We start from the raw sequence: 12419 nt of genomic DNA on the forward strand, positions 1-12419 counted from the left end.
CACGCCGGACAGCGGCGGGCGAGACGGGGCATCAATCAGACACGGAAGGCGGCTCTCGGCTGTGGCGTTGGTAGCGTAGCCGGAGTTAGAGATGCGTGCGAAGCAGAGTATCCTTGGCCTCGTTGACACGGGCAGCAAGGTACGTCGAGCCCCCCTGGTCGGGATGGAGTTTCTTCATCAAGGTGCGGTGAGCCCGGCTGATGTCGTCACGCGACGCGCCCGGTTGCAGGCCAAGGATCTGATAGGCCTCCTCGTTCGTCATTTTGCCGCCCGCCGCCGCCCGGCCGTGCCCCCCTGCCCGGTCGCCCTGAGCGTCCTGACGCCAGGCGGGAAAGCGGCGGTCCAGATAGCTTTCAAGTAGCGCGACGCTCTCGGCGTCGAAGCTCGGGACCATCGCCAGCAGCTGCGAGAGGTCGAACTCGTCGAGCATGCGGCCGGCCTGCGGTCCGGCCACGATCTGGCCGGTGAGCACGCCGCTGGCATGGTCGAGGCTCATATCGAGATATTGCGAGCGCACCCGCGAGCTTTGTCCCTGCGAGCGCGAACCGCCGAACATGCCGCCGAGATTGCGGAAACCGGTGGTCCCGAACGGCGACCAGCCGAGCAGCCCGGCGCCGAAGATACCCAGCGGAATTGCGACCGCCAGTTCGCCGCGCACACCGGTGAAGGCGGCAACGGCCAGCGCGAGCACGCCGCCGACGATCTTGATTGCACGCGCAAGCACGGCGGGATTGGCCGCGCGAAACATCTGGAGCGCGGAATAGAGGACGACAACAGCGACGACGCCGGCGATCAGGGTTGGCATGCGCGGAATATAGGCGGCCCGGCGACAAAAAGCATGCGAAGCTTCGTCTCACCGGAGCGTGAAGCACAGCCGCGTGGCGCGGGCGCGGACGATTGACTACCCTGCACGCGACCAGCCTGCATTGGCCGCGCTGGAGGACATTCGATGGCGATTGACGGACTGATCACCGTGCGCAGCCATGTCGGGCCGACGCAAACCGCCGACCGGCTCAAAGCCGAACTGCAAGCGCGCGGGCTGACGCTGTTTGCGCGGATCGACCACGCTGCGGGAGCCGCCGGCGCCGGCCTCGCTCTCCGTCCCACCGAGCTCTTCATCTTCGGCAATGCCAAGGGCGGCACCCCATTGATGCAGGCGGCGCAAACCATCGGGATCGATCTGCCGCTCAAGGCGCTGGTCTGGCAGGACGAGGCCGGCGTGTGCTGGTTCTCCTACAACGATCCGGCCTGGCTCGCCGAACGGCACGGCGTTGCGGAAGCGACCCGCCAGGTCGCGGCCAACATGGCGGCACTGCTCGGCGCAATCGCAAACGCCGTGACGGCGGGCGCAGCCTGACCGCGGCGCTCTATTTCATCTGGCCGATCAACTTGGCCGCGCCGCCGGTGGTCTTGGCCAGTTGCAGCAGCGCCTCGCGGCCGCCGGCAACATAGGCCGCGGCGGCACGCAACAGCTCGCGGAGCTGCGCGGCCGCGCCGGGATCGAACTTGCACCATGCGCCGCCGGTCAGCCGCGCGATCTCGCGAAACGTCTGTTCGGCGGCTGCATCGCTGCCCTCCTGGAACATGAATACCGGCACCTTGAGCAGGCCGAGTTCTCCGGCCTTCGCGCAAAGCGCGTCGGCGTTCTCCTCCATCGCGTCACCGACGAACACCAGCGCGCGCACGCCGGACGCAACGGCCTCGCGGCGGGTCTCCGACAGCACCTTGCCGATCTGGGTATTGCCGCCCTGGCAGTCGATCTTGCTCATCAGGCGCGCGAGTTGCGCGCTGTCGGAGATCCAGCCCGTGGCACGGCACTCGTTGAAGCCGCGGTAGTAGACGAGGCGGATATCGAGGCTGCCGAGCGCGCCCGCTTCGCGGAACATGTCGGCTTGCAGCGTGCACGCCATGTCCCATGTCGGCTGCCGGCTCATCGTCGCATCGAGCGCAAACACCAGCCTGCCGCGCGCGCCGGCGCGATGCGGCGACATCCCCCGCGCCTTGGCCACGAAGGCGGCGATATCGTTCGCGCTCGACGTCGGCACGTCGGCCGCATCGGTCCGGCGCACATCGCTTCCGGATGTCGGTTTGATCGTCTTGCCAGCCATCAGCGCTTGCCTCGTGCAGCAAGCATTATGTGGGCCGCGATATTGGATTGGTCAACGTGACGACGGCCGTTGCCCGGAACAGATCCCGGGCAACCGGTCAATTCGTGATCGACGGACCCTTCTTCGTCTCGGTCTTGGTCAGCGAGAACGACTTCTTGAGCTTGTCGGCGAACGACTGCGGGGGCTTCTCGACCGGCACGTAGAGCGAGACCGGACCGGGCTCCAGGATCTTCGGCGGCGCATTCCTGGTGTCGACCGGCGCGACATCGCTGTCGGTGTCGGCCAGGAATTTATCGAGCATGGCCTGGATCGAGTCCTTGGCCTTCTCGGGTCCGGTATCGCGCATGTCGTTGTGCTGGAAGTTGGTGTTCACAACGGTGATGCCGGCCTTCTCGCACTCCTGCTCATCCGGCACCACGCCGGGATCGGGCTGGAAGTGCTGATCATGCGAACGGAACGAGAGGATCTTGAACTTGCCGTCGGTCATGAACGGCACGCGCAGATTGTCCAGCGTCACGACCTTTTTGATCTCGTCGGGATACTGCTTGGCGAAATACATCGCGATGTCGCCGCCATTGGAATGGCCAACCATCGTCAGCTTGCTGTAGTCCGCATTCGGCTGACGCTTCTTCATCTCCTCGATGGCGAATTTGATGTTGGTGATGCCGCGCTGATACTGCGGCAGGCGCCCGACATAGAGCTCGCCGACCTTGGTCACCATCGGCCCGTCCGACGGCAGGTCGTTCTGAATGCTGATGGTCAGATAGCCGCGCGCCGCGAACACGTTCGCGAGGAAGGAATATTCGGTAAATTTGACGGTATTGCCATGATTGAGGATCGCAACCGGGAGCTTGATCATGCCGGCGTCGGCCTGCATCTCCTTGTCGAAGCGCACCGCAACGTCGACCGCGACCGGACGCTCGTCACGCGTCGGGTCCTTGAACATGATGGTTTCATGACGGATCGCCCACTTGCTCGCGGTGAAGTACGCCGCAGTGACCACCACACAGAGCGAGAGCAGAACGGTAATTCCACGCTTCATGACGTCCTCAAGGTGCCCGCCTTCTTCAGGGCTTTTCTTGGCCGGAGACTCTGCGGCCTCCTTTTTTAGAATATATGTCACAGCGCCGTGACAGGAAGTCCAAATGTTGTGGCTTTGACGCCATAACGTTGTGCGCTGCACCTATACTTTGGGCAGATGTTCCACGAACCACCGCGACGGTTCGTGCTTCCTACACCCTACGACGCGCATTCCAAGGGCCGCGTTCGACGCTTGGATCGAAGTTGAGGGGAAACCGGATTTCGGCAGCTTTGTTCCGGCATTTTGGCGACGCTGTGGCCGAAATTACCGGAAAACCACGGATTCAGGCGATCTCGGTGTAGATAATCAGCTTGAGGCCGGGATCGTCATTGGCCTGGAAACTGGCATGTTCGAAGCTCAGCCGGCCCCGTTTGGGGTGGTTGAGCGTCTTCCGGCCGGCCACGCTGGTACCGATGTCATGGGTATTCCACCAGGCCTCGAACTCGGGACAGCCGGCGCGGAGCCGCGCCAGCAGGTCGAGGAAGGCCGGGTCGCCGGCCCAAAGATCGTGGGTCCGGCGGAACTGCGCCACCATGCGCTGCGCCTCCTTGGCCCAGCCGGCGCCGAACAGCCGCCGGGTCGCGGGGTTGGTCAGCACGTGGACCAGGGTGTTGCGCTCGCCACCGGGCAGCCGGCCGAACGCGAAAATCTCCTCGGCGGCGGCGTTCCACGCCAGCACGTCCCAGCGCCGGCCCGTGACATAGGCCGGCTGGTTCAGGCCCTCGACCGCGCGGCGGATCGCCGCCGGCACCACCTCGGCCGTGAAAGGCCGGCGGTCGCCGTTCCGGGCGAGCGCCCGCAGATGCGCGTGCTCGGCCTTGCTGAGCCGCAGCGCCCGCGCCAGCGCGTCGATCGTCGTGACCGATGGACTCACTGAGCGCCCCTGCTCGAGCCGGATGTACCAGTCGACCCCGATCCCGGCGAGCTCGGCCACCTCCTCGCGGCGCAGGCCCGGGGTTCGCCGCCGCCGGCCGGCCGCAACGCCTGCGGGCTTCGGCGTCAGCTTCTGCCGCCGCGAGCGCAGGAAATCACCGAGCTCGCTTTGCCGCGCGGTCGCCATCGCCGGGCTCCTCGAGAGTGGGTTTGATAATCCTAGGATAATACCAGGTCTTCCTGGCTGCAATGGATCGCAGCATGATCTGATCTCAGCCAAGGATGAGATCAGATGAAAGCAGCAGTCCTGAAGTCGTTCGGTTCGCAACTCGCGATCGAAGAGATCCCCGCGCCGGTCATCGGCACCGGCGAAGTCATCGTCGACGTGGTCGCGACCCGTGTGCTGTCCTATGCCGACGAGGTGTTCAGTGGCGCGCGCAACTATCTGCTCGAACTGCCGGCCGTTCCCGGTCCCGGCGCGATCGGACGGGTGCGCGCGGTCGGCCCCGACGCCACCCACCTTGCCGCCGGCGATTGGGTCTATTGCGATCCCACCTTCCGTTCGCGCGACGACTTGATCTCGCCGGACATCACGCTGCAAGGCTGGAGCGCACGCGGCGAAGGCGGGCTGCGGCTGCAACGCCACTTCCGCCACGGCTCGTTCGCCGAACAGACGCTGCTGCCGACCGAGAACGTCAAGCGGATCGGCACTATCGATCCGGCCGAGGCGCCGCGCTGGTGCGCGCTCGGCACCTGCCTGGTGCCGTATGGCGGCCTGCTCGCGGCGCGGCTACAGCCCGGCGAGACCGTGCTGGTGAGCGGCGCCACCGGCAATTTCGGCAGCGCCGGCGTCGCCGTTGCACTGGCGATGGGCGCGGCCTGCGTGATCGCACCCGGCCGCAACGAGACCGTGCTTGCCGATCTGGTCCGGCGGTTCGGGCCGCGTGTGCGCCCGGTCAGGCTCAGCGGCAACGAGGACGACGATCGCGAGCGGATGCGGCAGGCCGCGCCCGGTCCAATCGACTGCGTGCTCGATCTGATGCCGCCGGAGGTCTCCACCACCACGGTCCGCGCCGCGATCATGACGGTGCGGGCCTACGGGCGGGTGGTGCTGATGGGCGGCGTCGGCATGCAGGGCGGCCCGGGGCTCGAGCTGCCCTACCCCTGGATCATGCGCGAATGCATCAGCATTCATGGCGTCTGGATGTATCCGCCGGAAGCGACCTTCGGCCTCGTCAATCTGGCGCGTGCCGGACTGCTGCGGCTCGATCAGTTCGAGGTCACGACCTTCAATCTCGACCAAGCCAACGCGGCGGTCACGCATGCCGCCGCCAATGGCGGACCGTTCCGGATGACCGTACTGACGCCGAACCGATAGCGGCCGTCCGGTTCAGGCCAGCGGCGTCAAGCATCGGTGAGCGCCGGATCCGAAATGCTATTTCGGCCCCGCCGCAATCATCGCAGCTTTCAACTCCCAAGGCCCGGGGTCCAGGATCAGTCCGGACACCTTGCCAGCCGGGTCCCTGACGAACGCGATCCGGGTGTGACCGTCGTCGGCCGCACTGAATGCGTCGTTCGATGCCGCCACCAGCGGCACGGCCTTGCCCTTCTCGAATGCGAGGATCGGCCACACGCCCACAGCTTCCGCGACGAGCCTGTCTTGGACGACGCGGACCTGAAGCTGGACGGTATTTGCACGGCGGGCGGCCCGCACGAGGGTGAGTTCGCTCGCGCCGTCCTGTCCTCTGCGGACGATCTTGATCTTGACCGTGGTGTTGGCCGGCCCGCGCAGCCGCGACAGCACATCGGCGAGCGCCAGACCCTTCAGCGGCACACCGTCAAGTTCGGTGACGAGGTCACCGGTAGCGACCCCGGCCTTGCTTGCTGGACTGCCGGGGTCCGGCCTGTTGATCTTCAGGCCGTCCGGCTCCATAGCGACGAACCTCGCGATCCCAAGCCATCCGTTCTTGCCGTCGGCTATGCCCTGCCTGTCACGCGAACTCACCGTGCCGCCGAAATCGTAGGTGCCGACATAGTCGGCGAGCGTTTCCGCGCTCAGCGTCGCAGGCACCACCGGCGGCGCGTCGGCAGACGGCGCGGCGACCGCCAACGCGCCATAGGTCAGGTGATTGATCCCCGAGGGCGCCAATGCGCCCCGCGCCTTGCTGCCGGGCGTCGCCTGGATCATTTCGACGCCGATCAACTGCTCCGCCGGATCGACCCAGAAATACGTGCCCCAGTGTCCTCCCCAGCCAAAGCTTCCGGGCGCTCCCGGAATCCAGCTCGCGATCGGGCTGGTGCGGATGCCGAAACCGAGGCCGAAGGTCGTGCCGGCGCGAGCGCCAACCTCGTCGCCGCCAAAGATGCGAACATCCGCCGGCAGCGCATTGGTCGTCATCTGCTTCACAGCCTGCGCAGTGAGCACCCGCACGCCATCGAGCTCGCCGCCGTTCAGAAGCATCTGGCAAAAGCGCAGATAGTCGGGCGCAGTCGACACCAGGCCGCCGGCACCGGAAAACAACCTCGCGGGCGTCGTGACATCCCAGATCGGCGGTCGCTCCGGCATCGGAGAATCGACCAGGCGGTCGAGCTTGTCCTTCGGGACGAAGAAGCCGGTATCGACCATATGTAACGGCGCAAAGATTCGATCCTGCATGAACTGGTCGAGTGGCTGACCGGACGCCACCTCGACCACCCGGGCCAGCACGTCGGAGCTCCAGCCATATTCATGGACTTCGCCGGGCTGATGGACGAGCGGCAGTTCGGCCAGGCTCGATACGAAATCGGCCAGCGTCTTCTCGCGCCGGTACACGACTCTCCAGCCGTAGACCATATGGATCGCGCGAATTGCGGACTCGGTGGTCGGGTCGGCGAGGCCGCGTTCAGGAAGCGCAAAATCCATTTCCGGGGCGATCACGCCGGAGGTATGGCGCAACAAGTCCCGGACCGTCATCGGGCGTTTTTGCAAAGCGAGCCCAGCCTGCACGGTCGCCGGGTCGAACGTCACGACCGACATCTTGCCGATTTCGGGAAGATAGCGCGCGACGGGCGCGTCGAGCTCGAGCTTGCCATCGTCGACCAGGATCATCGCCGCGACGCTGGTCACCGGCTTGGTCATCGAGGCGATCCAGAAGATCGAGTTCACCTTCATCGGGACCGTCTTGGCGCGGTCCTGGAACCCGATGGCTTGCAGATAGGCGAGCTGGCCGCCCTTGGCGATGGCAACAACGGCGCCGGGGACCAGACCCTCGGACGGCGGGAAGGCATCGAAGCGCGCCTGATACCACGGCGCGATCCGCGCCAGGCCGGCCGCCGAAAATCCGAGACTTGCTGCATCGGCTGATGTCAGGAGTTGATCGGCGCGTGCCGGGCTCCCCAGGCAAAGCACAGCGAGAAGCGTTCCCATCGATGCGAGGCGTTTCATCCCGATAACTCCGTGATTACAGCCCGCACTCTGGTCGATATTCGCAAAGCGATCTTGCCGGGTTCAGAATTCGACTGGCCGATTCCTCAGTCCGGCTAACCGATTCCCGAGCCGTGGTCGGTTTTGCCGGGATCGCGAGCCAGCTTGGCCAGCGCGAGGCTGCGGAATTCGGTCGGTGTCAGGTCGGTGGCCGCCTTGAAGGCGCGGTTGAACGGGCCGATCGACTGGAAGCCGGCATCCATCGCGATGGTCAGCACCGGCACCTGCCTTTGCGCGGGATCGGCCAGGGCGGCGCTGGCATCCTCGAGGCGGTAGTGATTGAGGAAGGCATTGAAATTGCGGTACCCCAAGCCTTCGTTGATCAATTGCCGCAGCCGATACTCCTGAACGCCGAGCTCGGCGGCCAGCGAGCCGATGGTCAATCCCTCGCGCCGATAGGCGCGCTCCACGGTCATCAGTTGCTGCAACCGGCGCAGCAGTTCCGGGTCGACCGCGAGCGGCTTGTCCTCTCGTGCAGGCGGTGCGTCCTTGATATTGCCCGGAATGCGACCCGCGGCAGGCAGCGCGCCGGAGACTTGTTGCATTTCGGCCGCCCGAAACCGGCTCCATGCGGTGAGCCCAAGCAGCAGGCACGTCACAACCGGGCCGGCAAGGCTCCAGACCGAGAAACCGGCAACCGCGGTCAGCCAAACCTTGTGGAAGAAAACCGCGACGCTCCAGGTCACCGCTCCGAGCAGAACGAGGACCCGTAACCGCCGCCGTCCCGCCATCAGGTCCGCCCGCCATGTCGCGAGCGTCTGCGCCGCCGCCAGCACAGCGAGGCCGAGATAGATAAATGCCATGGTCTGATCGAGATCGCCCCTGCGGTCGCCGCGCGTCGGCCAGACGTCGAATAATTGCGTGCCGACGACGGCGGCCAGCACGGCGCCGTGCCAGGGCCGGAGCTCGAAATCGTCATCGAACGTCGCGCGCGCCCAGAGCCAGAACAGGACCGCCCCGCTGCTCGACAACGCCAGCAGGATCAGGGCCCAGTACGGCCATGGCCGAGGAAATCCCGGCGTATCCGAGATCGCGGAGGCCGCCACCGCAACCAACAGCGCGGCGCCAAGACGCGCCGACGTGTCACGACGGTCGCGCAGCAGCACGGCTGCGATCAGCAGCGACAGGCCGACGACGGCGCCCCGACACCCCAGCTCGATCGCCGTCAACGCGCTGCTGCTCACGATCGGAATAGCTCCATCCGCATTCCCTGGGGTGTCCTCGGCGGTAAGGCTTACAGGGGAAGCGTTCGGCGCATCAAGGGCGCGATCAGCGCCGGTCCGGTCCACCGAGGCGATCATACAAAGTCAACGCGGTCCACTCGCGGATATTTCGGCGGGCTCACGCGATTTCGGAATATTAGAATTATGCCGATGAGTTGCCCGACGTGTCAAGTCGCCAGTCGAATACCGGCCACCACCGGCTGCTTTGCATGGGGTTGTTTTCGACATTTCGGCCACGCACCTCCCGCGCGAGCGACCCGGGAAGCGGACCTCATGAATTCACGGCCGCATTTCAGATGATGTCGTGGACCTCGAGCGGCTTGTCGACCTGGCTGAACCATTCGGCCCGGTTCGCGGCCCGGCGGCGGCCGCGCTCGTCGAGCGGCAGCTTGAGCTGGCGCAGCAGGCTCGTCACCTCCTCGCGCGCGGTGACGTGGCCGAGGCTCGGGCGGGTGCCGAGCGTCGCCTCATCGATGTCGTCCAGCGCGGTCAGCCCGCGCGGGAAGAACTCGCGATAGACCACCCGCTCGGCAAAACCGTCGACCGCACGGAACCCGAGCCGCAGCGACAATTGCTTGAGGCCGTCGGCGACCAGTTGCTTGTTGCGCGAGCCGAGCATCGACAGCCGGTTGCGCACCACGATCCAGTCGGTCGAGGCGCCGTCGAGCTGGCGGCGCTTGCGCCTGGTGTCGCGCACCATCTCCGCATAGTGGCTCTCGCCGGTCACCGCATAGGTCGCGGCATCGACGGTGCCGAGCACGTCGAAATCGAGGAAGCTGTCGTTGATCGGGGTCACCAGCGTGTCGGCCATCGAATGCGCGAGCCGCATCAGGTAGCTGTCGGAGCCCGGGGTATCGATCACGATGAAATCGCAGGAGCGCTCCACCGCGCTGACCGCTTCCATGAACTGCTGGAATTCGGCGTTCTCGTTCTCCTCGATCTGCATCGTCTCGCCGTATCTGATGCAGTGGTGCACCGGCAGCTCGAGATCGAGCCCGGTGCGCCGCGCCCAGGCCTGGCGATTGCTGATGTAGCGGGTGAAGCTCTGCTGCCGGCAATCGAGATCGATGCTGGCGACGCGCTGTCCGGCCTTCATCAGCGCGACGGCGATATGCACGGCGGTGGTCGATTTGCCCGAACCGCCCTTCTCGTTGCCCAGCACAACGACATGCGCGGAGCCGGACTGACCCTGACTAGCCTGCACCAACATGATCCAATCCCCGGCAATGATCTTCAAATCGAGCGCGGCTGCGGTCAAGTGAAATGCATCACTGCGACGGGAAATCAATCGCCGCCGTCCTTAATGATGAATCGATCGGACAAGACGCTGCCGGACAAGGCGCTGCGTCGATCGGCGGCACGACGCCGCGATCCATCTGCGAGCGGGATCGGGTAAGGCTTGTCGCGATCCGGCGGTTTGCCGACCGTGGCCCGGTCTTGGTAAGGTCCGCGACCTGCCGAACGCCAACCGCCCAACCAGCTTCGTCCCACCAGCCCGCCCCGCGAGTCGAGACCAGATGCCGAGAAATCCCGCCGTTGTCCGTACCGTCCCCGCCCTGCGTCGCGCCATCGACGCCCTGCGCGCCAAGAAGGCGACTGTCGCCCTGGTCCCGACCATGGGAGCCCTGCATGACGGCCATGTGTCGCTGGTGCGGCTTGCCAAGCGCCGTGCCAAGCGCGTCGTGGTCTCGATCTTCGTCAATCCGACGCAGTTTGCCCCGACCGAGGACTTCGGCTCCTATCCACGCACCTGGAAGGAAGACGTCGCCAAGCTCGCGGCCGAGGGCGTCGACCTGATCTGGCACCCCGAGGTGAAAGCGATGTACCCCGACGGCTTCGCCACCAGGATCGTGCCGGAGGGACCGGCCACCGCTGGCCTCGAGGATCGCTTCCGGCCGCACTTCTTCGGCGGTGTCGCCACCGTGGTCGGCAAGCTGTTCACGCAGGTCCGGCCCGACGCCGCGATCTTCGGCGAGAAGGACTTTCAGCAGCTCCGGGTCGTAACCCAGATGGCCGCCGACCTCGACCTCGGTGTCAAGGTGATCGGATCGAAAACGGTGCGCGAGCGTGATGGCCTCGCGATGTCCTCGCGCAACGTCTACCTGTCGCCCGAAGAACGGCGCATCGCCCCCACCCTCAACCGGACCATGAAGGAAGCCGCCGCCCGGCTGCGCGCCGGCGAGGACACGGCGACCGTGATGGCGGCTGGCGCGGCCGCGATCACCGAGGCCGGCTTCGTGCTCGATTATCTCGAGGTCCGCCATGCTGCCACGCTGGCGCCGATCGGCTCGCTGAAGGACGGCCCGATGCGGATGCTGGTCGCGGCCAAGCTCGGCAAGACCCGCCTGATCGACAACATCGCGGTCTGACCGGTCGCCGGCCTGGACTTGCGCCGCCGCCGCTAGGCGTGGATGATCGCCTTTTCAGAGGCGATCGGAATGGGCAGGTATTTCAGCCAAGGCATTCTTGTCGGCTTCGCGCTGTTGGCCGCGGGCGTGGCGCACGCGCAGACCCGGCCACCGGTCGGCGGCGTCAATTCGGCGCCCGGCGCCATGATCTTCTATGTCGCTCACGGCACCGCCGAGGCCTGCGGTCCGGGTTGCTCGGACTGGATCGCGGCCGAGGGCGCGGTGCAGTGGGACAGCTACAAGCGCCTGCTCGCGATCCTCGACCGCCAGAACGGACGCAAGCTTCCGGTCGTGATCAACATCAAGGGGCAATCCAACCTCAACGTCGCCTCCAGCCTCGGCCGCATCCTGCGCGATCGCGGGGTCGATGCCGTGGTCGCTGTGACCGAGGTCGAGGCCTGCAACGGCAAATCCGAGGACGAATGCTTTGCGCTGAAGCGGCCCGGCGGTCCGCTGGATGCCAAGGAGAAGCCGTCCAGCACCGCCTGTGACTTTGCCTGCGTGCTGGTGCTGTCGGGCGGCGTGCATCGCACCCTGCCCCCCGGCAGCCACGTGGTGCTGAGCGGCATGGCGATCCACAACCGGCTCGCCCCCAACGTCTCGGCCGAGCAAAGCGACAGCCTCACCTCGATCTTCACCGACCAGTTCCGGCGCTATCTCGGCGAGATGGGGATCGATCACGAACTGCTCGATGCTGCGCTCCGCAATGCCGGCGGCGGCCGCTATGTCGAGATCCCGGCCTCCGAATGGGCCCGGCTGCATCTCGTCACCCAGTGATCCGCGGCAACCGCCGCGCGATCGCTCGCAGCAATCCGCATGCTCAGAGCAATCCGAGGTCGCGCAGTTCGCGTCGCATCGGCTCGGGCATCGACGCCACGCTGGCCGCGCTCGACTTCGTCAGGTCTGCCGGCGCGGAATCCGCGGTCAAGTAGCGCCAGCCCTGGAACGGCCGCATCGGGCGCGGCGAGACCGCGATCACCTTGGGCTGCATGACCAGCCGGCAGCGTCCGATGCCGTCCTTGTCGCGGAACGGCTCGATCGCGATGATCTTCTCGCGCGCGGCGATCTCGCCACGGATCACCCAATAGAGCGAACCGCCGGCAAGCAGCTCCTCCTCGCGCTTCGGCGTCATCCGCGTGATGTGGACATGACGAAGCGGCAGGCCCTTTTTTTTCGCGGTCGCCATGCGCTCGGCGACCCAGCCCTTGAGTTCCTTGACCGAGTCGCAACCGACGGCGAGTTTGATGAGATGAAGCGGCATAC

At 66.0% G+C, this 12419-nt stretch carries 12 protein-coding genes; 4 read left to right on the top strand and 8 right to left on the bottom strand.

The genetic code is table 11. The features are described 5' to 3' along the window. Positions 1-85: 85 nt before the first annotated feature. Positions 86-805, bottom strand: a complete 720-nt coding sequence (locus tag B2W55_RS03810) for a DnaJ domain-containing protein (protein WP_024581329.1) — start codon at positions 803-805, stop codon at positions 86-88. A gap of 144 nt (positions 806-949) precedes the next feature. On the opposite strand from B2W55_RS03810, the gene B2W55_RS03815 reads away from it, so the two are divergent. Next, positions 950-1357, top strand: coding sequence for a DUF302 domain-containing protein (locus B2W55_RS03815; RefSeq protein ID WP_024581328.1), 408 nt, complete (start codon positions 950-952; stop codon positions 1355-1357). A gap of 10 nt (positions 1358-1367) precedes the next feature. Here the strand turns inward: B2W55_RS03815 and B2W55_RS03820 are convergent, their stop codons facing one another. The 3 genes from B2W55_RS03820 to B2W55_RS03830 all read right to left on the bottom strand — a co-directional run bounded on the left by B2W55_RS03820 (position 1368) and on the right by B2W55_RS03830 (position 4249). Then, positions 1368-2108 (bottom strand): hypothetical protein, encoded by a 741-nt coding sequence (locus B2W55_RS03820; protein WP_024581327.1) that lies wholly within the window; start codon positions 2106-2108, stop codon positions 1368-1370. Positions 2109-2205: 97 nt separating this feature from the next. Continuing rightward, positions 2206-3150 (bottom strand): alpha/beta hydrolase family protein, encoded by a 945-nt coding sequence (locus B2W55_RS03825; protein WP_024581326.1) that lies wholly within the window; start codon positions 3148-3150, stop codon positions 2206-2208. A gap of 322 nt (positions 3151-3472) precedes the next feature. Next, entirely contained in the window at positions 3473-4249 is a 777-nt protein-coding gene (locus B2W55_RS03830; RefSeq protein ID WP_024581325.1) for a helix-turn-helix transcriptional regulator, read from the bottom strand. Between the two features lie 105 nt (positions 4250-4354). Here B2W55_RS03830 and B2W55_RS03835 point away from each other — a divergent pair, with 105 nt between their 5' ends. Beyond that, complete coding sequence (locus B2W55_RS03835; RefSeq protein WP_024581324.1) at positions 4355-5440, top strand: alcohol dehydrogenase catalytic domain-containing protein; 1086 nt, start codon at positions 4355-4357, stop codon at positions 5438-5440. A gap of 57 nt (positions 5441-5497) precedes the next feature. Here B2W55_RS03835 and B2W55_RS03840 read toward each other — a convergent pair whose 3' ends face one another. The 3 genes from B2W55_RS03840 to B2W55_RS03850 all read right to left on the bottom strand — a co-directional run bounded on the left by B2W55_RS03840 (position 5498) and on the right by B2W55_RS03850 (position 9958). After that, a complete protein-coding gene (locus B2W55_RS03840) occupies positions 5498-7486 on the bottom strand; it encodes a serine hydrolase (RefSeq protein ID WP_024581323.1) in 1989 nt (662 codons plus the stop codon). A gap of 95 nt (positions 7487-7581) precedes the next feature. Then, a complete protein-coding gene (locus B2W55_RS03845; protein ID WP_080891036.1) occupies positions 7582-8826 on the bottom strand; it encodes a helix-turn-helix domain-containing protein in 1245 nt (414 codons plus the stop codon). 214 nt (positions 8827-9040) lie between these two features. Beyond that, positions 9041-9958, bottom strand: a complete 918-nt coding sequence (locus B2W55_RS03850) for a division plane positioning ATPase MipZ (RefSeq protein ID WP_024581321.1) — start codon at positions 9956-9958, stop codon at positions 9041-9043. A 307-nt stretch (positions 9959-10265) separates the two neighbouring features. On the opposite strand from B2W55_RS03850, the gene panC reads away from it, so the two are divergent. Continuing rightward, complete coding sequence (gene panC, locus B2W55_RS03855) at positions 10266-11117, top strand: pantoate--beta-alanine ligase (protein ID WP_024581320.1); 852 nt, start codon at positions 10266-10268, stop codon at positions 11115-11117. Positions 11118-11186: 69 nt separating this feature from the next. Then, on the top strand, positions 11187-11933 hold the full coding sequence (locus tag B2W55_RS03860) for a hypothetical protein (RefSeq protein WP_024581319.1): 747 nt from the start codon (positions 11187-11189) through the stop codon (positions 11931-11933). Positions 11934-11976: 43 nt separating this feature from the next. Here the strand turns inward: B2W55_RS03860 and B2W55_RS03865 are convergent, their stop codons facing one another. Next, on the bottom strand, positions 11977-12417 hold the full coding sequence (locus B2W55_RS03865) for a DUF1489 family protein (protein WP_024581318.1): 441 nt from the start codon (positions 12415-12417) through the stop codon (positions 11977-11979). Between the last annotated feature and the right edge of the window lie 2 nt (positions 12418-12419).

It is taken from the genome of Bradyrhizobium sp. UBA2491 (genome assembly GCF_002341725.1).
In the GTDB taxonomy this organism is placed as follows: Bacteria; Pseudomonadota; Alphaproteobacteria; order Rhizobiales; family Xanthobacteraceae; genus Bradyrhizobium.

Coding starts and splice junctions, on each gene's coding strand:
- B2W55_RS03845 (WP_080891036.1), bottom strand. CDS start 8,826: ATGATCGCCTCGGTGGACCGGACCGGCGCTGATCGCGCCCTTGATGCG.
- B2W55_RS03865 (WP_024581318.1), bottom strand. CDS start 12,417: ATGCCGCTTCATCTCATCAAACTCGCCGTCGGTTGCGACTCGGTCAAG.
- B2W55_RS03850 (WP_024581321.1), bottom strand. CDS start 9,958: ATGTTGGTGCAGGCTAGTCAGGGTCAGTCCGGCTCCGCGCATGTCGTT.
- B2W55_RS03820 (WP_024581327.1), bottom strand. CDS start 2,108: ATGGCTGGCAAGACGATCAAACCGACATCCGGAAGCGATGTGCGCCGG.
- B2W55_RS03830 (WP_024581325.1), bottom strand. CDS start 4,249: ATGGCGACCGCGCGGCAAAGCGAGCTCGGTGATTTCCTGCGCTCGCGG.
- B2W55_RS03815 (WP_024581328.1), top strand. CDS start 950: ATGGCGATTGACGGACTGATCACCGTGCGCAGCCATGTCGGGCCGACG.
- B2W55_RS03810 (WP_024581329.1), bottom strand. CDS start 805: ATGCCAACCCTGATCGCCGGCGTCGTCGCTGTTGTCGTCCTCTATTCC.
- B2W55_RS03835 (WP_024581324.1), top strand. CDS start 4,355: ATGAAAGCAGCAGTCCTGAAGTCGTTCGGTTCGCAACTCGCGATCGAA.
- B2W55_RS03860 (WP_024581319.1), top strand. CDS start 11,187: ATGGGCAGGTATTTCAGCCAAGGCATTCTTGTCGGCTTCGCGCTGTTG.
- panC (WP_024581320.1), top strand. CDS start 10,266: ATGCCGAGAAATCCCGCCGTTGTCCGTACCGTCCCCGCCCTGCGTCGC.
- B2W55_RS03825 (WP_024581326.1), bottom strand. CDS start 3,150: ATGAAGCGTGGAATTACCGTTCTGCTCTCGCTCTGTGTGGTGGTCACT.
- B2W55_RS03840 (WP_024581323.1), bottom strand. CDS start 7,486: ATGAAACGCCTCGCATCGATGGGAACGCTTCTCGCTGTGCTTTGCCTG.